This is a genomic window from Streptomyces sp. NPDC059785, assembly GCF_042732375.1.
In the GTDB taxonomy this organism is placed as follows: domain Bacteria; phylum Actinomycetota; class Actinomycetes; order Streptomycetales; family Streptomycetaceae; genus Streptomyces.
Window position 1 is genome coordinate 210,150 of record NZ_JBHWHV010000006.1, and the last position, 17,977, is coordinate 228,126.

Consider the following 17,977-nt stretch of genomic DNA (forward strand, 5'->3'; position numbering starts at 1 on the left):
AGTGCGCTATGGTCGACGCATGACGACTACGTACGCTGTACTTAGTGAGAGTCTGGAGAAGCGGTTCGGGTCCGTCCATGCCCTGCGCGGGCTCGATCTCGCGGTGGCCGAGGGCACGGTCTGCGGGGTGCTCGGGCCGAACGGGGCGGGCAAGACGACCGCCGTACGGCTGCTGACGACGCTGCTGCGGCCCGACGCCGGGTCCGCGCGGGTCGCCGGGCACGACCTGGTGCGCGAGGCCGCCGCCGTCCGCCGCTCGATCGGGGTCACCGGGCAGTCCACCTCGGTCGACGGCGACCTCACGGGCCGCGAGAACCTGCGGCTCTTCGCCCGGCTGCACCGGGTGCCGGACGCGGCGGGCCGGGCGGCGGAGCTGCTTGAGCGGTTCGGCCTGACCGAGGCCGCCGACCGGCCCGCGTCCACCTGGTCCGGCGGCATGCGGCGCCGCCTCGACCTGGCCGCGAGCCTGGTCCGCCGGCCCCGGGTGCTCTTCCTCGACGAACCCACGACCGGCCTCGACCCGGCCAGCCGCAACCGGATCTGGGAGGCGGTGCGCGCCCTGAAGGACGACGGCACCACCGTGCTGCTGACCACGCAGTACCTGGACGAGGCCGACCGGCTGGCCGACGACATCGCCCTGGTGGACCGGGGCCGGGTCGCCCACACCGGCTCCCCCGCCGAACTCAAGGCGCTCATCGGCTCGTACGCGGAGGTCGTCGTCGCCGACGGGGACGCGCTGCCCGGCGCCGCGGCCGTCCTGGACCGGCTGACCGGCAACGAGCCGGTGCTGAACCGGGAGCGGCACACCGCGGGCGCCGTCACCACCGACCCGACGCTGACCCTGCCGCGCCTGGTCCGCGAACTCGACGCCGCCTCGGTGCCGCTGCTCGACGTGAGCCTGCGGCGGCCGACCCTGGACGACGTCTTCCTCCGGCTGACCCGCGGCCGGACCGACGGCACGGACCGCCCCGCGGAGCCCAAGGAGCTGGTGACATGAGCACGTTGACGTACGACGGCACCGCGATGGCGGGCCGCCAGCTCCGGCGGCTGCGGCACAACCCGGGCCTGCTGATCCTCACCCAGTCCATGCCGGTCACGATGCTGCTCTTCTTCGGCTACGTCTTCGGCAGCGCGCTGGCCACACCCGGACAGGAGTACCGCGCCTTCCTGGTGCCGGGACTGCTCGTGGCGACCGCGGCCAACGGCCTGATGACCGGCATGTTCCAGGCGGCGCAGGACTCCCACCGGGGTGTGACGGACCGCCTGCGCACCCTGCCGGTGAGCCGGGCCGCCGTGCCGCTGGGACAGGCCGCGGCGGACCTCGTCGTCACGGCCGCGGGCATGGTCCCGCTCATGCTGGTCGGGCTCGCGGTGGGCTGGCGGATCGAGGGGTCCGCGCTCGGGGCGGCCGGTGCCGTGGGCCTGCTGCTGCTCTTCCGGTTCGCCACGTCCTGCGCCGGCATCCTGCTGGGTCTCGCCTCCCGCAGCGAGGAGGCGGCGGGACAACTCGGCGGCGCGACCTTCATCCTGCCGCTCCTGTCGAACGCGTACATCCCCACCGGCAACCTGCCGGGCTGGGTGCGGACGATCGCCGAGTGGAACCCCATCAGCGCGGTGTCCACGGCGCTGCGCGACCTGTTCGGCAACGCCCCGGTGCCCACCGACGGCGCCTGGCCGGTGACGCACCCGGTCGCCGGGTCTCTGGCCTGGTGCGCCGTACTGATAGCGGTGTTCGCCCCGCTCGCCGTACGGCGGTACGCACGCGGCTGAACCCCGGGGCGTCTTTTTCTCGGGCCCGGGTCATGACAAGGGCGGCACGCGCGGGACATGATCCACCGCATGCAGCCCGCCGCAGCGCCGCTCCCCCTGCCCCTGGAGGGCATCACCGTCGTCGCCGTCGAACAGGCCGTCTCGGCCCCCTTCGCGACCCGGCAGCTCGCCGACCTCGGCGCCCGGGTCATCAAGGTCGAGCGGATCGACGGCGGCGACTTCGCCCGTGGCTACGACACCGCCGCCGCGGGGCTCGCCTCGCACTTCGTCTGGTGCAACCGGGGCAAGGAATCCATCGCCCTCGACCTCAAGGACCCGCGCGGACTGGCCGTCGTACGGCGGCTGATCGCGGACGCGGACGTCTTCGTGCAGAACCTGGCACACGGCGCGGCGGCCCGGCTCGGCCTCGACGCGGCCGCCCTGTGCACCGCGCACCCCCGGCTGGTCGCCGTGGACATCTCCGGTTACGGGGCGACGGGCCCGTACGCCCGCAAGCGCGCCTACGACATGCTGGTGCAGTGCGAGGCGGGGCTCGTGTCGGTGACGGGCACGCCCGAGCAGCCGGTGAAGGCAGGCGTCCCGGCGGCCGACATCGCCGCCGCGATGTACGCGTTCTCCGGGGTCCTCGCGGCCCTGCTGCGGCGCGGCACGACCGGGCGCGGCGGCCCGGTGGAGGTGTCGATGCTGGAGGCGCTCGCGGAGTGGATGGGGCATCCGCTGCACCACACGATGCACGGCGGGACCCCGCCGGAGCGGACCGGGGTGGCGCACGCGGTCATCGCGCCGTACGACGCCTATCCGACGGCGGACGGCGGGCGGGTGCTGCTGTCGGTGCAGAACGACCGGGAGTGGCGGCGGCTCGCCGAACAGGTCGTCGGGCGGCCGGAGCTGGGGAGCGACGAGGCGTTCGCGACGAACGCGGCGCGGGTCGTGAACCGGGAGCGCACCGACGCGCTGGTGGGCGGGGCGCTGGCCGGGCTGACGGCGGACGAGGCGGTCGCCCGCCTGGAGAGCGCGGGCATCGCGTGCGCGCGCCTGCGACACGTACGGGACGTGGCGGAGCATCCGCAGCTCGCGGCGCGGGAACGCTGGCGGGAGGTGGGGTCACCGGTCGGGCCGTTGCGGGCGCTGCTCCCGCCGATCGCGCTGCCGGGCGGGGAGACGGCGCGGATGGGAGCGGTGCCCGCACTGGGCGAACATACGGTGGCGCTGCTGCGTGCCGTGGGGATGACGGACGAGGAGATCGCAGCGCTGTGCCGGGACGGGGTGGCCGGGGTGGCCGCCTGAGCGGGGGTCGGGAGCGCCGACCCCCGCTCAGCGACCGCCGAAAAGCGAACGGCGCAGTCGCCGCAGCGGGGCGAAGAGCGAGACATGCCTCACTCGGGCACCCCTGCCGCTGCGGTCGTGCGCGGCGTCACGCGCGGTGAGCTCCCGCATCAAGGACGTCGCCTCGACCGTCTCACGCTGCGGGACGGCGGGACCGCCCAGCACCGCGAGATGGCGGTCGAGACGCGAACTGGTCGCGCTGCTCCCGCACGTGATCGCAGGGACTCGCGCCCTGCTGCGCACTGTTATCTGTTCCATGTCACTCCCCACCCGTACGAGGGCACCCGGCCCGGGCAGGCTAACCCTATCGCTCCCTGGTGGCACTCGTGTATCGCGGGCACGTGATTCACCTACCCCGCAAGGGCGTTGACCATTACTCTCCGAATCCGACCGATTCCAGGGCGAGTTGGACAACCGGGGCAGTCGTGGGTTCCGGTGATCCGCCCTCGGGTTCGACGGTCACAGCGAGTGAGGTCGCGTCGTTGTCCAGGGCACTCGCGACCAGAGGCGTGTCGCCGTCGATCAGCCCGAGGGAGCGTGGTTGCACGCCCGGGCGCATGAGCCACAGTTGATGCACTCGGTCACCGGTGAGCGCCCCCAGCCCGCTCACGGTCACCACCGCACGCCGCTCGGACGCCGAGGCGATGACGCCGATCCCGCGTCCCTCGGCGTCGCGGTCGCTGGTCGCGCGGGCGTCGGGCGCCGACAGAACGTGGGCGATCTCACGTGACCGGTCCTGCTCCTGGGCCAGTTCGTCCTGGGTGCGCGCCGACTGCACCGCGAAGAGCGCCGCCACGACGAGCGCGGCGGCGGCCGTGGTGGTGGCCAGCGGGGCGAGCAGCGGCCGGAACCGCGGGGCACGCGCGCGTGAGGGCGGCCGCTGCACCGCGCGCGCGGGTGCGGCGTCGAGTTCCGGGCGCACCTCGAACGGTTCCTGCGGCGTCGTCCGTACGGCGGTGAGGACCCGTTCGCGCAGGGCGGGCGGCGGCGGGGCCGCCGTGGACCAGGCGAGCCGTACGGCGTCCTCGCCGAGCGCGCGCACCTCGGCGGCGCAGCGGGCGCAGCGGCGCAGGTGGTGCTCGAAGCGGCGCCGTTCGCCGGGTTCCAGGGCGTCGAGCGCGTAGGGCGCGGCGAGGGAGTGCAGATCGCGGCGGAGGAGCCGGCCGAGCACGCTCATGCGGCCCCTCCCAGGCAGTCGCGCAGCCGGGTCAGTCCGTCGCGCATCCGGGTCTTGACGGTGCCGAGCGGCAGGGAGAGCCGTTCGGCGACCTCACGGTAGGTGTATCCGTCGTAGTAGGCGAGGGTGACGGACTGCCGTTGCAGGGCGGTCAGGCGGTCGAGGCAGCGGCGCACCCACTCCCGTTCGAGGCCGGCCTCCACCTCCTCGGCGACCTGGTCGAAGGCGGGCCAGTGCAACCGGCGGCCCTCGCGCTGCTCGCGTTCGGTCGCGGCGCGGGCGCTGCGCACCCGGTCGACGGCCCGGCGGTGCGCGAGCGTGAGGACCCAGGACAGGGCGCTGCCGCGGCCGGGGTCGAAGCGGGCCGCGGAGCGCCACGTCTCCAGCAGCACTTCCTGGGCCACCTCCTCCGACTGCGCCGGGTCCCGCACCACCCGGCGCACCAGTCCGTACACCGGTCCCGACACGAGCCCGTACAGCTCCTCAAAAGCCTTCTGGTCACCTCCGGCCACGAGCACCAGAAGTTCGTCCGCCTCCACCCGTCCCCCTCTCCGGCCGCGTACGGCCCGTCCCTTCACCGAAGTGTTCGCAGCGGGCGCCCCCGCGGATGGGGTTACGGATCAGCGGGGCGAAAACGCGGGTCGGGAGTGTTTGGAAATTCGACCAATCCGGTGCGGCGGCCGTTCCGAATGGCGTGCGTCAGGCAATTGACGTGAGGACGGACGGCATGACACCTAACTCCAGGAGCGGCCCGGGCCGCAGGGGCATCGCGACCCTCGTCTGTGGTGCGCTGGCCGCCGGAGGGCTCGCAGCCGCCGGCGTGACCGCGCTGGAACCGGGGGCGGCCGCCGCCTCCAGCCACCGGGAGGCCCCGCTGATCTCGGGGCAGCCCCAGTACGACAACACGGACGTGTACGCGTTCGTGAGCCCGGACAAGCCCGACACGACGACGATCGTGGCGAACTGGATCCCCTTCGAGGAACCGGCCGGCGGACCGAACTTCTACACGTTCGCCGAGGACGCCCAGTACGACCTGCACATCGACAACAACGGTGACGCGCAGGGCGAGCTGGTCTACCGCTACACCTTCAAGACGCACACGAAGAACAAGGACACGTTCCTGTACAACACGGGTCCGGTCACCAGCCTCGACGACCCCGACCTGAACATCACCCAGACCTACGACATCGACCTGCTGAAGCTGCACGACCAGAAGCTGGTCTCGAAGACGAAGGTCGCCGACGACGTCCCCGTGGCGCCGTCGAACGTCGGCAAGGCGTCGATGCCGGAGTACGGCAAGCTGCGCGACCAGGCGGTGCACGAGCTGGCGGGCGGCTCGACGACGTTCGCCGGGCAGGCGGACGACCCGTTCTTCCTGGACCTGCGCGTCTTCGACCTGCTCTACGGCGGTGACCTGTCCGAGGTCGGACGGGACACGCTCAAGGGCTACAACGTCAACTCGATCGCCCTCCAGGTGCCGACCGACATGATCCAGGAGTCCGCCGACCAGCCGGTCGTCGGGATCTGGTCCACCACGCAGCGCAAGGACGCGCACGGCGACTGGACGCAGGTCTCGCGCCTCGGCATGCCGCTGGTCAACGAGGTCGTCAACCCGCAGAAGGACAAGGACAAGTTCAACGCGTCCGCGCCCTGGAACGACGCCGACTTCCTGAAGAACGTCACCAACCCCGAGCTGCCGAAGCTCATCGAGTCGATCTACAAGATCGAGGCGCCGGCGGAGCCGAGGAACGACCTCGTCGACGTCTTCCTGAAGGGCGTCGAGGGCCTCAACCAGCCGCCGCACGTACGGCCCGCGGAGGAGCTGCGGCTCAACACGTCGATCAAGCCGGCCGCCGAGCCGAAGCGCCTCGGCGTCCTCGACGGCGACAACGCCGGGTTCCCGAACGGGCGCCGGCTCTCCGACGACGTGCTCGACGTCGCGTTGCAGGTGGTCGAGGGCGAGCTGGTCGGGTCCAAGAACGACCTGGGCGACGCGGTCGACGAGAACGACAAGAAGTTCGGCCACACGTTCCCGTACCTGGCGCAGCCGACCGCGGGTTCGCGCGGGGCGACCGCCAAGGGCAACGGCAACAACGTCCGCAACCAGCTCGGCGGGCTCACCCCCGCGGGCTCCGGCAGCGGCACGGACACCATGCTGATCGCGGGCTCCGCGGCGGCGGGCGCGGCCGGGTTCCTGCTGATCACCGCCGGTCTGCTGTGGTGGCGCCGGCGCATGAACCGGGCCTACTGACCCGGTCACCGACCGGCGCGGCCCGCACGTACTCATCCCCCACGGCGCGGGCCGCGCCGCCCCACCCCCGGACCACGCCACCCGCCGCAGCGGACGCCGAAGGAGAACCATGTCCCCGCGCAGCAACGACCACACGCCCAGCAGCCGGGACGGCGCCGGGCCCGGGGACACGGACACCCCGGGCGGGATCGCCGCGTCCGACGCCGACGCGGCGAGCGACACGGGGACCGACGTCCCGGGCGGCACGGCGAACACCGCCCTCCGCGCCGGCACGGAGGGCGACACCCGGGCCGGCGCCCCGGGCGGTGCGGCCGCCGACTGCGCCGGCACGGAGGCGCCGGCCGGGCGGCGGGCCGGGGACGTGCAGGCACCGGCCGCCCGGTGGGGCGGGCGGTGGGGGCGGGTCGCGCAGCTCGCCGCGTGCGCCGTCGCGCTGGCCGTCGCGCTCAGCGCCACCGCCGTCGTGCTGGGCGCCCGGGACGACGGCGGGACCACGGCCGTCTCGTCCGCGCCCGCCGCCGCGCCGCAGCTGCTCGCGAGCGCCGACCTCGACACGAGCGTCCGGTCGCTCCAGGCCCAGCTGCGGTCCCAGCCCAAGGACTACGGGTCCTGGGCGACGCTCGGCCTCGCGTATGTGGAGCAGGCGCGCACCAAGGGCGACCCCTCCCGCTACCCGCAGGCCGAACGCGCGCTGGCCCGCTCCCTGAAGCTCCGCCCCGACTACGACCCGGCGCTCGCGGGGCAGGCGGCCCTGGCCGCGGCCCGGCACCGGTTCCCCGAGGCGCTGCGCCTCGCCGAGCGGGCCCTCGACCAGAACCCGTACAGCGAGCGCGCGCTCGCCTCCCGCATCGACGCCCTGGTCGAACTCGGCCGCTACGACGAGGCGTCGAAGGCCGCCGACGAGGCCGACTCCCGCCGCCCCGGCGTCCCCGTCTTCACGCGGTACGCATACGTGCGCGAGCTGCGCGGCGACATACGCACCGCGGGCCGCGTCCTGCGGCAGGCGCTCGCCACGTCGGTCTCCCGCGGCGACGTGGCGTACGTGGCGACGGCGCTGGGCCAGCTGTCCTCCGCCCAGGGCGAGTACGGCACCGCCCTGACGTACTACGCGCGGGCGCTCGCCGCCGACGACGCGTACCTGCCGGCGCTGGAGGGCCGGGCCCGCGCCCTGGCCGCCCGGGACCACAAGGGCGACCGGGCGGAGGCGATCAAGGTGATGGAGACGGTGGTGGCCCGCGCCCCGCTGCCCCAGTCGCTGGTGGAACTCGGCGAGCTGTACGAGGCCCGCGGCGCGGACGGCGACCGCCAGAAGGCACGCGACCAGTACGCGCTCGTGGACGCCTGGATCTCGCTCGCCCGCGTCAACGGCGTCAACGCCGACCTCGACACCGCCCTGGCCGCCGCCGACCACGGCGACCGCGAGGCCGCGCTGACGGCCGCCCGCGCCGAGTGGGACCGCCGCCGCACCGTGCACACCGCGGACGCCCTGGCCTGGGCGCTGCATGTCAACGGCCGGGACGCCGAGGCGCTGCCGTACGCCCGCCGGGCCACGGCCACCGGCTACCGCAACGCCACGTTCCTCTACCACCGCGGCATGATCGAGCGCGCCACCGGCCACCGCGCCGCGGGCGACGCCTCCCTGACCGCGGCCCTCGACCTCAGCCCCGGCTTCTCCCCGCTGGGCGCCCGTGCGGCCCGTGCCGCCCTGAAGGAGGCGAAGTGAGGCTCCGTCCACTGTCCCGGCGGGCGGTCGCGGTCTGCGCGGCCGTGCTCGTCGCCGTCTGCGCGCTGGTGCTGGGGCCCGCCTCCGCCGCGAGCGCGCACCCGCTGGGCAACTTCACGGTGAACCGGTACGACGGGCTCGTCACCGCGCCCGGTCTGCTCCGGGTGGACCACGTCGAGGACCTCGCGGAGATCCCGGCGACCCAGGCCGAGCCCGACCGTGAGCGGCTGGGCGACACGGAGTGGGCCCGGCGGCGGTGCGCGAGCGCCGCCCGGGACAGCCGGGTCACCGCCGCCGGGCGGAACGTGCCGCTGACGGCGGGCGCGAGCCGGGTCCGGGTACGCCCCGGGCAGGCCGGGCTCTCCACGCTGCGGGTGGAGTGCCGGCTGACGGCGCCGCTGCCCGAGGGCTCCGTCGCGGTGCGCTTCCGCGCCGCCGCCACCGGCTCGGGGCCCGGCTGGCGGGAGATCACCGCACGGGGCGACCGTACGACGCTCACCGCGTCCGACGTACCCGAGGACTCCGTGTCCCGACGGCTGACCCGCTATCCGAAGGAGCTGCTGTCGTCACCGGCCGACACCGCGTCCGCCGCGCTGCGGGTGCGGCCCGGCGGGCCCGCGCTGGCCGGGGCCGAGGAGGACCGCGACGCGCCCGCCGCCTCCGTACTGCCGCGCGGCGCCGACCGGTTCACCCGGGCCCTCGACGGGCTGGTGGCCCGGCACGACCTGACCCTCGGCTTCGCCGCGCTCGCCCTCGTCATCGCCGTGGGCCTGGGCGCCATGCACGCGCTCGCACCGGGGCACGGCAAGACGCTGATGGCCGCGACCGCCGCCGCCCGGGGCCGGGCGACGCTGCGCGACGTGCTGCCGCTCGCCGCGTCGGTGACGGTCACGCACACCCTCGGCGTCGTCGCCCTGGGCCTCCTCGTCACGGCGGGCTCGGCCGCCGCGCCCTCCGTGATCGCCTGGCTGGGCGTCACCAGCGGCATCCTGGTGACCCTCGCGGGAGCCTCCCTCGTACGCAGGGCATGGCGGGCCCGCACCCAGGCTCACGGCCACCCCCACACGCACGACCACCCCCACACGCACGACCACGCGCACGGGCATGACCACGGCCACGACCACAAGCACGAGCACGAGCACGAGCACGGTCACACGCACTCCCACGGCGGGTTCACGCACACCCATCCCACGGCGCCGACCCTGCGCGGGACGATCCTGCTCGGGTTCGCCGGAGGTCTGGTGCCGAGTCCGTCCGCGGTCGTCGTCCTGGTGGGCGCCGCCGCGCTGGGACAGGCATGGTTCGGGCTGCTGCTGGTCCTCGCGTACGGCGCCGGTCTCGCCCTGACGCTCACGGCGGCCGGTTTCGCCGTGGTCAGGCTCGGCGGCGGGATGGCCCGGCTGCTGGCCAGGCGGCCGCGGTGGACCGGCGGCCCCGCGGCGGCGCTGCTCCGCAGGAGCGCACCGCTGGGGTCCGCGTGCGTCGTCGTGGCCCTCGGGGCCGGATTGGTGTTCAAGGGGGCGGCAAGCGCGCTCGGTTGAGCTACGTTTGTGGGGAATCACGTGGGGACGTCACGCGCAGGCGGATGGGGGTCGCCCGTGTCCGAGGAACCGGGCAGTGAACGTGTGATCGCGGGCCGGTACCGGCTGCTGTCCCCCTTGGGCGCGGGCGGGATGGGCACCGTCTGGCGGGGCCGCGACGAGGTGCTGCACCGCGAGGTCGCCGTCAAGGAGGTGCGCGCCCCGGCCGGGATCCCGGCGCGCGACGTCGAGCGGATGTACACCCGCCTGGAGCGGGAGGCGTGGGCCGCGGCCCGGGTCGCCCACCGCAACGTGGTGACCGTGTACGACGTGGCGACGGACGACGGCCGCCCGTGGATCGTCATGGAGCTGATCCGCGGCGTCGCCCTGTCCGATCTGCTGGACGCCGAGGGCCCGCTGTCCCCGCCGCGGGCCGCGCACATCGGAGCCGAGGTACTGGCCGCCCTGCGGGCCGCGCACGCCGCCGGTGTCCTGCACCGGGACGTGAAACCGGGCAACGTCCTGCTGTCGAACGACGGGCGGGTGGTCCTGACCGACTTCGGGATCGCCACGGTCGAGGGCGACTCCGCGCTGACCATGACGGGCGAGGTCATCGGCTCGCCCGAATTCCTGGCACCGGAGCGGGCGCTGGGCCGTACCCCGGGGCCCGAGTCCGATCTGTGGTCCCTGGGCGTGCTGCTGTACGCGGCGGTCGAGGGCAACTCGCCCTTCCGGCAGAACACCCCGCTGAGCACCCTGCGCGCGGTGGTGGACGAGGAGCTGCCGCCGCCGCGCCGCGCGGGCCCGCTGGCCCCGGTGATCGAGGGGCTGCTGCGCAAGGACCCGGCGGCCCGGGTCTCCCCGGAGCGCGCCGAACAGAATCTGCGGGCCGTCGCGGCGGGCGGCGCACCGCGTACGGACGCGCCGCCCGCGGTGCCGTACACGCCGACGATCGCGGGGCTGCCGCAGGAACCGGCGGCCCGGCCCGGTCCCACCGCCGAGACCGTGCCGTCGTCCGCGGCGGCGGCGACCACGACGGCGGCCACGGCCTCCCCGGGCCGCCCGGCCGACCGCAACCGCCGTGCGGCCCTCGCGGTGATCGCCGGTCTGGTGGCGCTCGCCCTGGCCCTGGCCGGTCTGACGTACGCGCTGCTGAACCGGGACGACGGGGGCGGCGGCAACTCCGGTTCGGGCAGCGGCGGCGAGGGCTCGGGCGGCGGTTCCGGCGGCGGCTCGGGCGGGAACGGCAGCGGCGGTGACGGTTCGTCCGGAGGCAGCGGCGGCAGCGGCTCGGGCAGCGGCCACGCGAGCACCTCCGCGGCGCAGTCCGTGCGGGTGACGGTCGCCGGTGCGCACACCGGCTACTCGGGGAGCTGTCCGCCGCCGGACGCGCGGGCGCCCGCCTTCACGGCGACGTTCACGGTGGGCGTGGTGCCGGTCGAGGTGGACTACCGCTGGGTGACGAAGAAGGGTGAGGTGTCCGACCCCGGCTGGAAGACGCTGTCGTTCCCCGGGGGCGGCGGCCGGAGCCGGGAGCGGACGGTGATCGTGACGACGTACGACGCGGGAGGCACGTACGAGAACGCGATCGGGGTGGAGGTGCGGGCGCCGGTGCGGACGACGTCGAACTGGGTGCCGTTCTCGGTGACGTGCGAGACGGAGACCCCGGCCGGCGGGGCCTCCAGCTCGTCACCTTCGTCCTGAGGCCGTGCGCGTCGCGTTCAGGGCACGGGCGCTCAGGCGGCGCTGGTGAAGACGGGCAGGTAGCCGCCGGACTGGCCGGCCGCGGTCGGGTGGTAGGACTCGCCGATGCTGGTCCAGTTGACGCTGTGCAGCCAGGCGCTGCCGGAGCAGATCTCGTGGCCGTTGAAGGTGGACCTGACGTCGCCGAAGGTGAAGCCGTGGGCGGCGGCCCGCTTGGCGATCGCGGCGTCCAGGTAGTCGGCGGCGCCGTTGATGGCGGACCGCTCGGTCTCGGAGAGGCCGAGCAGGCAGCTGCCGCTCAGCTGGTAGAAGCGGGGGTAGCCCAGGACGACCACGTGGGCCGACGGGGCCTTGGCGCTGATCGCCGAGTAGACGGTGTCGAGGTTGCCGGGGAGCGTGGAGTCGACGTACGCCTTGGCCGTGGCGATGCGGGCCAGGCAGGAGCTCTCGGACTGGAGCACACAGGTCGTCATGACGTCGGCGAAACCGGCGTCGTTGCCGCCGACGCTGAGGGAGACGAGGCCGGTGGCGGAGGTGAGCGAGCCGAGCTGGCCGGAGACGACGTCACTCGAACGGGCGCCCGAGCAGGCGGCGAAGGTGAACGACGAGGGCGAGTTGGCCGCGGCCCAGAGGTAGGGGTACGCCTTCGTGCTGCGCTTGCAGTCGCCGCTGGAGCTGATGTAGCTGCCGGCGCCGACACCGGAGGAGTAGGAGTCGCCGAGGGCGACGTAGGCGGGGGCCGCGGCGGTCGTGGACGCGTGCGCCGCGGCTGCCCCGGTGAGGGCGAGGCCGGCGGCGAGCAGCAGCGAGGTCACGTATGCCGTAATTCGGGAACGTCTCATGGAACCTCCCTTTAGCAGGATCTCTGCCTTGACTGTGGTACCAGCTACGCGTGTTGACGAGAAGTGTCCATGCCAAAAATTTCCCCTCATGCCCACCCGGCAACCCGCGCGTTCACCATGCGTTTGATTGCGTGTCCATGTCAGGCTTATGACAACCTCTCAACTCCCTTGAGCTGCACGGACGTTGCGGCCGACCCTGGAGTCGGCCCGCGAGCGGTACGCGACGCTCCGGTCCGTGCGCGTCATCACGCGCGCACCCCGTCCAGCGCGCACCCCACCGGGAGCGCGCCATCCGGAGGAGGACTCCCCCGTCATGGCACAGCTGCGCACCAAGAAGATCCGACTCGCCGCGGTCACCGCCGCGGCGACCGCCGCACTGGTGGGCGGAATCACCGCACTGCCCGCCCACGCCGCCCCCGCCGAGGGCACGGTGCTCGCGGCGGGCTCCCCCACCGCGATCGCGGGCAGCTACATCGTCACGCTCGAGAAGAACGCCGGCTTCAGGGCCGCGTCCGCCGCCGGCAAGGACCTCGTCGAGGAGTACGGCGGCACGGTGGAGAAGACGTTCGGCGCCGCGCTGAACGGCTACACGGCCGAGCTCTCCGCCGCCGAGGCCAGGAGACTCGCCGCCGACCCGGCCGTGGCCTTTGTCGAGCAGAACCAGACCGTGCACCTGACGGACACCACCCAGTCCAGCGCCCCGTGGGGCCTGGACCGCATCGACCAGTCGGCGCTGCCGCTGTCCGGCACGTACACCTACCCGGACACCGCGGGCTCCGGCGTCACGGCCTACGTCATCGACACCGGCGTGCGGATCACCCACTCGCAGATCAGCGGCCGCGCCTCGAACGGCTACGACGCCGTGGACGGCGACACCACCGCGCAGGACGGCAACGGCCACGGCACCCATGTGGCCACCACCATCGCGGGCAGCACCTACGGCGTCGCCAAGAAGGCGGACATCGTGGCGGTCCGGGTCCTGGACAACAACGGCTCCGGGACCACCGCGGGCGTCATCGCGGGCATCGACTGGGTGACCGCGAACCACACCTCACCGGCGGTCGCCAACCTGTCGCTCGGCGGCTCCGCCTCCACCTCGCTGGACACGGCGGTCAGCAACTCCATCGCCAGCGGTGTGACCTACGCGGTGGCGGCGGGCAACAGCGGGGCCAACGCGAGCTCGTACTCGCCCGCCAGGGTGGCCGCGGCCATCACGGTCGGCGCGACCAGCAGCACCGACGCCAAGGCGAGCTGGTCCAACTACGGCTCCTCGCTCGATCTCTTCGCGCCCGGCGTCTCGATCGTGGCGGGCTACAACACCAGCGACACCGCCACCGCCACGCTCTCCGGTACGTCGATGGCCAGCCCGCACGTCGCGGGCGCGGCCGCCGTCTACCTCGCCGGGCACACCTCCGCCACCCCGGCGCAGGTCTCCACGGCCCTGGTGAACGGCGCCACCTCCGGCGTGGTCACCAGCGCGGGCACGGGCTCCCCGAACAAGCTCCTGAAGCTCGTCCCGTAACGCTCACGGCCCGGCCGTCCGCGCGCCCGCCACACCGGCGCGTCCCGGCCGGACAACGGTTCCCCGGAGGCGGCCGGCGCCTCCGGGGAGCCCTCCGGGGAGCCCTTCGGGGAACCCTCCCCACCCCGGCCCGCGCTCACCTCGCGCGGGCCTTCCGCGTCTTGACGCCCCCCGGCCCGCTGCGCCACATTGAAGCCCGGCATCCGGTGCTTCAGGGGGCAAAGTCGCCCATGCAGACCATACGCATCAAGACACCTTCACCGGACAGCGCCCCGGGCTCCCGGGCCCGTCCGGCCAGGGACCTGGCACCGCTGCTGGCGGGGGCCGCGGCGGCGGTCGGGGGAGTCGGCGCGGTCCTCGCGTTCGCCGACGTGGACTGGCCCCTGCGCGCCCCGTGCACACTGTTCTTCCTGCTGGCCGCGCCGTCCGGGGCCCTCGCCGCCGTACTGCGCGGGCTCGCCCCCCTCGGCCGCGCCGTGGCGGCGGTGGCCGGCGCGATCGCCGTGGACATGCTGGTCGCCCAGGGCATGCTGGCCGTGCACCGGTGGTCGGCGCCCGGCGGGATCGTCGCCGTGACCGCGATCAGCTCCCTCATCCTCCTGCTATCGCCGGCCCGGCGGCTGCGCGGCCGTACGGCGAGAAGACGGACTCCCTGACGTGGACTTCAGCGTGTACAGACCCGGTGAGCTGAGCGCCGCCGACCGGCTGGCCTGGACGGCCCTTCAGTCGAAGGCCCATCTGAACGGCTCCCCGGGACTGGCCAACCCCTTCCTCTCGCCCGAGTTCACGCTCGCCGTGGGCCGGTGCCGGCGCGGTGTGCGGATCGCCGCCGTCCGCGAGGACGGCGAACCGGCCGCGTTCTTCCCGTTCCAGCGGACCGTCACCGGTGTCGGCCGGGCCGTAGGGCTCGGTGTCTCGGACTGCCAGGGCCTGGTGCACCGCCCCGGCTTCCAGTGGGACGCCCGCGCGCTGCTGCACTCCTGCGGGCTCGCCGTGTGGGAGTTCGACCACCTGGTGGAGGGGCAGGCGCCGTTCGAGGCGGGGGCCTCCGGCACCTTCCCGTCCCCCGTCATGGACATCGACCAGGGCTACGACACGTATCTGCGCCGACTGCGCGAGCGGTCACCGAAGTTCACCCGCACCACGCTCGCCAAGGAGCGCCGGCTCGGCCGGGACCACGGCGAGGTGCGGTACGTGCACGACGAGCGCGACCCCGCCGCGCTGCGCACGCTGATGGGCTGGAAGTCCGCGCAGTACCGCAGGACCGGGCGCAGCGACCGCTTCGCCCACCCGTGGATCACCGCGCTGGCCCGGCAGCTCTTCCACACCCGCTCCGAGTCGTTCGCCGGGATCCTGTCGGTGCTCTACGCCGGCGGGCGGCCGGTCGCCGCGCACTTCGGACTGCGTACGGAGCGGGTCCTCGCGTGCTGGTTCCCGGCGTACGACCCGGCGTTCTCGAAGTATTCGCCGGGGCTGATATTGCACCTGCGCATGGCCGAGGCGGCCGCCGCCGACGGAATCGCCCAACTGGATCTGGGGCGCGGCCAGAAAGAATACAAAGATTCCCTGAAGACGCGTGAACTGAACGTTTCGGAAGGCTGGGTGACCCGGCGTCATCCGGTCGCGATCGGACACCGCGTACGTCGTGCTCCGTTCCGTGCGCTGCGTAATGCGGTGCTCTCCAGGCCGGAACTGTTCGAACCGGCCGACCGGGCACTGAAACGGATCGGCCACATCCGTTCGAGGAGTTAAGCGGCGGTCAAAACGTCAAAAACGTGCGTCCTTGTTCCAGGTCTTGCCATACAGACGCAATCGTCAATACCGTCGTACATCTCACCCGCATCGGTCCATCATCGAGCGGCCCCAGGGGAGGGCTCGAGGACCGCGATGGTGCCGGCGCGGGACGCGGTAGGGGGGTGCCGTACTCGGTGTCCGTACCAGTACCGAGTCGTGCCGCGAGACCGTCCCACGATGTCGTGACCGGATATCGGGGCGGTCAGTTCTGCCAGCTCACCCGGCGTGCACGGAGATGTTTTCGGCATGCCGTGAGTGAGGCCCCCCCTTTCGAACCGGACACATAGCGGGACCGCCCACAGGGGCGGGCGGTCCACCGGACGAGAGGGACCAGACTCATGAGTTCAGTTCTGCGCCCGGCAGTTTCGGGCCATGATCCGGCGACCGCCGGAAAGTACCGTCCCATCTCCTCTCACCTGGCGATAGCGCCTCCGGTGAGTGTGGTCATTCCCGCCATGAATGAGGCGGAAAATCTCCCTTACGTCTTCAAGACGCTGCCCGCCTGGATTCATGAAGTGGTGCTCGTCGACGGGAATTCCACCGACGACACCGTGCCGGTCGCCCGGAAACTGTGGCCGGACGTGAAGGTGGTCGAACAGCGCGGAAAGGGCAAGGGCGACGCACTGATCACCGGATTCGAGGCGTGCACCGGCGACATCATCGTGATGGTCGACGCGGACGGTTCGGCCGACGGGCACGAGATCGTGTCGTACGTGTCCGCGCTGGTGTCGGGGGCCGACTTCGCCAAGGGTTCGCGATTCGCCAACGGGGGCGGCACGGACGACATGACGCCGGTCCGCAAGCTCGGCAACTGGGCGCTGTGCGCGGTCGTCAACAAGAAGTTCGGGGCCCGGTACACCGACCTCTGCTACGGCTACAACGCGTTCTGGCGGTACTGCCTGGACAAGATCGACCTCGACTGCACCGGCTTCGAGGTCGAGACGCTGATGAACATCCGGGTCGTCAAGGCCGGTCTGCGGGTCCAGGAGATCCCGAGCCACGAGTATCTGCGCATCCACGGCGCGAGCAATCTGCGCGCCGTCCGGGACGGCATCCGGGTCCTGCGGGTGATCCTGAAGGAACGCTCCAACCGCCGCGCGCTGCGACGCTCGCAGGCGACGACGCTGAACATGGTGCGGGGGGAAGCGTCATGAGCGCGCGGACCGCCTCCGCCTCTCCTTCTCCTTCTCCTTCTCCTTCTCCTTCTCCTTCTCCTTCTCCTTCCCTTCCCCTCTCCGTCTCCGTGGTGATCTGTGTGTACACGGAGGACCGCTGGGGGGACATCCTCGCGGCGGTCGCCTCGGTGCGGGCGCAGTCCGTGCCGGCCCGGGAGATCCTGCTGGTGGTCGACCACCACACCGCTCTGCTGGAGCGGCTGGACAGGGAGTACCGGGAGACCGACGAGGTGCGGGTGCTCGCCAACGCGGGCCCCCGCGGCCTGTCGGCCGGCCGCAACACCGGGGTCGCCGCCTCGGACGGCGAGGTCGTCGCGTTCCTCGACGACGACGCGGTGGCCGAGCGGGACTGGCTGCGGTACTTCGCCGCGGGGTACGCCGATCCCCGGGTCCTGGCCGTCGGGGGCCGCACCGAGCCGGTGTGGGCCTCGGGCCGCCGGCCCGCCTGGTTCCCGGAGGAGTTCGACTGGGTGGTGGGCTGTACCTACCGGGGACTGCCGGCCGGGCGGGTCCGGGTGCGCAACGTCCTGGGCGGCAACGCCTCCTTCCGGCGCAGCGCATTGGACGCGGCGGGCGGCTTCGCGACGGGGATCGGACGGGACGGCGACAGACGCCCGCTGGGCGGCGAGGAGACCGAGCTGTGCATCCGGCTCGGCCGGGCCAGGCCGGACGCGGTCCTGCTCGTCGACGACCGGGCGGTCATCCACCACCGGGTGCCCGAAGCGCGCGAACGCTTCGCCTACTTCCGCACCCGCACGTACGCCGAGGGCCTGTCCAAGGCGCTGGTCGCGCGCAGCGTCGGCGCGGCGAAGGGCCTGGAGTCGGAACGCCGCTACACGGCCCGCGTACTGCCCGCCGGAGTGGCCCGCGGCCTGCGCGACGCCGCACTGGGCCACCCGGACGGCGCCCGCCGCGCGGCCGCGATCATCACGGGGGTAGTGACGGCGACGGCGGGCTACGTGCTGGGCACGCTTCGGGTTCGAAGGGGCGGCGGGGGCGGCACGTGGGCGACGGGGGTGGGGTCTGCCGGGGCCGGGGCGGCGGGGACTGGAGTGGGGGTTGCGGACGAGGCGTCGGGCACGGCGGTCGGGGTCGGAGCGGCGAGTGCTGCGGCCGCGAGTGAGGTGTCGGGCGGGGGAGGTCGGAAGTGGTGAGCGTGGGGGTGCCTGTGCT

At 73.5% G+C, this 17,977-nt stretch carries 16 protein-coding genes; 12 read left to right on the plus strand and 4 right to left on the minus strand.

From position 1 onward, the window contains the following. Positions 1–19: 19 nt before the first annotated feature. From ACFV6E_RS07025 to ACFV6E_RS07035, 3 genes are read left to right on the plus strand one after another with little or no spacing between them, the layout of a single operon-like run. Complete coding sequence (locus tag ACFV6E_RS07025; protein WP_385177364.1) at positions 20–997, plus strand: ATP-binding cassette domain-containing protein; 978 nt, start codon at positions 20–22, stop codon at positions 995–997. Then, entirely contained in the window at positions 994–1,770 is a 777-nt protein-coding gene (locus ACFV6E_RS07030) for an ABC transporter permease (RefSeq protein ID WP_385177366.1), read from the plus strand. Before ACFV6E_RS07025 ends, ACFV6E_RS07030 begins: the two co-directional genes overlap by 4 nt. Before the next feature lie 57 nt (positions 1,771–1,827). Beyond that, complete coding sequence (locus tag ACFV6E_RS07035) at positions 1,828–3,057, plus strand: CaiB/BaiF CoA transferase family protein (RefSeq protein WP_385459743.1); 1,230 nt, start codon at positions 1,828–1,830, stop codon at positions 3,055–3,057. 27 nt (positions 3,058–3,084) lie between these two features. Here ACFV6E_RS07035 and ACFV6E_RS07040 read toward each other — a convergent pair whose 3' ends face one another. The 3 genes from ACFV6E_RS07040 to ACFV6E_RS07050 form a co-directional block, all read right to left on the minus strand. After that, positions 3,085–3,354 carry a hypothetical protein gene (locus ACFV6E_RS07040; protein WP_385177370.1) on the minus strand — a complete coding sequence of 90 codons (270 nt, stop codon included), beginning with the start codon at positions 3,352–3,354 and terminating at the stop codon, positions 3,085–3,087. 115 nt (positions 3,355–3,469) lie between these two features. Continuing rightward, on the minus strand, positions 3,470–4,273 hold the full coding sequence (locus tag ACFV6E_RS07045; RefSeq protein WP_385177371.1) for an anti-sigma factor domain-containing protein: 804 nt from the start codon (positions 4,271–4,273) through the stop codon (positions 3,470–3,472). Continuing rightward, positions 4,270–4,812: a sigma-70 family RNA polymerase sigma factor gene (locus ACFV6E_RS07050; RefSeq protein ID WP_385177373.1), complete on the minus strand. Its 543-nt coding sequence runs from the start codon at positions 4,810–4,812 to the stop codon at positions 4,270–4,272. Before ACFV6E_RS07050 ends, ACFV6E_RS07045 begins: the two co-directional genes overlap by 4 nt. Positions 4,813–5,000: 188 nt before the next feature. Here ACFV6E_RS07050 and ACFV6E_RS07055 point away from each other — a divergent pair, with 188 nt between their 5' ends. From ACFV6E_RS07055 to ACFV6E_RS07070, 4 genes are all read left to right on the plus strand, one after another. Further along, the gene (locus ACFV6E_RS07055) at positions 5,001–6,524 is read left to right on the plus strand and encodes a DUF4331 domain-containing protein (protein ID WP_385177375.1); all 1,524 of its coding nucleotides are present in this window, start codon (positions 5,001–5,003) and stop codon (positions 6,522–6,524) included. A 109-nt stretch (positions 6,525–6,633) separates the two neighbouring features. Beyond that, on the plus strand, positions 6,634–8,247 hold the full coding sequence (locus ACFV6E_RS07060; protein ID WP_385459745.1) for a tetratricopeptide repeat protein: 1,614 nt from the start codon (positions 6,634–6,636) through the stop codon (positions 8,245–8,247). Beyond that, the gene (locus ACFV6E_RS07065; RefSeq protein ID WP_385459747.1) at positions 8,244–9,788 is read left to right on the plus strand and encodes a sulfite exporter TauE/SafE family protein; all 1,545 of its coding nucleotides are present in this window, start codon (positions 8,244–8,246) and stop codon (positions 9,786–9,788) included. The genes ACFV6E_RS07060 and ACFV6E_RS07065 overlap by 4 nt, the downstream gene beginning before the upstream one ends. Positions 9,789–9,845: 57 nt before the next feature. Next, the gene (locus tag ACFV6E_RS07070; protein ID WP_385459748.1) at positions 9,846–11,471 is read left to right on the plus strand and encodes a serine/threonine-protein kinase; all 1,626 of its coding nucleotides are present in this window, start codon (positions 9,846–9,848) and stop codon (positions 11,469–11,471) included. Positions 11,472–11,503: 32 nt separating this feature from the next. On the opposite strand, the gene ACFV6E_RS07075 is transcribed toward ACFV6E_RS07070, so the two are convergent. Next, positions 11,504–12,313, minus strand: coding sequence for an SGNH/GDSL hydrolase family protein (locus ACFV6E_RS07075; protein ID WP_385165914.1), 810 nt, complete (start codon positions 12,311–12,313; stop codon positions 11,504–11,506). 313 nt (positions 12,314–12,626) lie between these two features. Here ACFV6E_RS07075 and ACFV6E_RS07080 point away from each other — a divergent pair, with 313 nt between their 5' ends. The 5 genes from ACFV6E_RS07080 (at position 12,627) to ACFV6E_RS07100 (ending at position 17,958) form a co-directional block, all read left to right on the plus strand. Continuing rightward, on the plus strand, positions 12,627–13,835 hold the full coding sequence (locus ACFV6E_RS07080) for a S8 family peptidase (RefSeq protein WP_385459750.1): 1,209 nt from the start codon (positions 12,627–12,629) through the stop codon (positions 13,833–13,835). A 230-nt stretch (positions 13,836–14,065) separates the two neighbouring features. Continuing rightward, positions 14,066–14,491: a hypothetical protein gene (locus ACFV6E_RS07085; RefSeq protein WP_385459752.1), complete on the plus strand. Its 426-nt coding sequence runs from the start codon at positions 14,066–14,068 to the stop codon at positions 14,489–14,491. A 1-nt stretch (position 14,492) separates the two neighbouring features. After that, positions 14,493–15,587 carry a GNAT family N-acetyltransferase gene (locus tag ACFV6E_RS07090; protein ID WP_385165909.1) on the plus strand — a complete coding sequence of 365 codons (1,095 nt, stop codon included), beginning with the start codon at positions 14,493–14,495 and terminating at the stop codon, positions 15,585–15,587. Between the two features lie 380 nt (positions 15,588–15,967). Beyond that, complete coding sequence (locus ACFV6E_RS07095) at positions 15,968–16,783, plus strand: glycosyltransferase family 2 protein (RefSeq protein WP_385165908.1); 816 nt, start codon at positions 15,968–15,970, stop codon at positions 16,781–16,783. Between the two features lie 92 nt (positions 16,784–16,875). Beyond that, positions 16,876–17,958, plus strand: coding sequence for a glycosyltransferase family 2 protein (locus tag ACFV6E_RS07100; protein WP_385459779.1), 1,083 nt, complete (start codon positions 16,876–16,878; stop codon positions 17,956–17,958). Positions 17,959–17,977 lie beyond the last annotated feature (19 nt).

Excerpts from the sequence above, each read along its gene's own strand:
- ACFV6E_RS07025 (WP_385177364.1), top strand. The coding sequence starts at position 20 with ATGACGACTACGTACGCTGTACTTAGTGAGAGTCTGGAGAAGCGGTTC.
- ACFV6E_RS07030 (WP_385177366.1), top strand. The coding sequence starts at position 994 with ATGAGCACGTTGACGTACGACGGCACCGCGATGGCGGGCCGCCAGCTC.
- ACFV6E_RS07035 (WP_385459743.1), top strand. The coding sequence starts at position 1,828 with ATGATCCACCGCATGCAGCCCGCCGCAGCGCCGCTCCCCCTGCCCCTG.
- ACFV6E_RS07040 (WP_385177370.1), bottom strand. The coding sequence starts at position 3,354 with ATGGAACAGATAACAGTGCGCAGCAGGGCGCGAGTCCCTGCGATCACG.
- ACFV6E_RS07045 (WP_385177371.1), bottom strand. The coding sequence starts at position 4,273 with ATGAGCGTGCTCGGCCGGCTCCTCCGCCGCGATCTGCACTCCCTCGCC.
- ACFV6E_RS07055 (WP_385177375.1), top strand. The coding sequence starts at position 5,001 with ATGACACCTAACTCCAGGAGCGGCCCGGGCCGCAGGGGCATCGCGACC.
- ACFV6E_RS07060 (WP_385459745.1), top strand. The coding sequence starts at position 6,634 with ATGTCCCCGCGCAGCAACGACCACACGCCCAGCAGCCGGGACGGCGCC.
- ACFV6E_RS07075 (WP_385165914.1), bottom strand. The coding sequence starts at position 12,313 with ATGAGACGTTCCCGAATTACGGCATACGTGACCTCGCTGCTGCTCGCC.
- ACFV6E_RS07080 (WP_385459750.1), top strand. The coding sequence starts at position 12,627 with ATGGCACAGCTGCGCACCAAGAAGATCCGACTCGCCGCGGTCACCGCC.
- ACFV6E_RS07085 (WP_385459752.1), top strand. The coding sequence starts at position 14,066 with ATGCAGACCATACGCATCAAGACACCTTCACCGGACAGCGCCCCGGGC.
- ACFV6E_RS07095 (WP_385165908.1), top strand. The coding sequence starts at position 15,968 with ATGAGTTCAGTTCTGCGCCCGGCAGTTTCGGGCCATGATCCGGCGACC.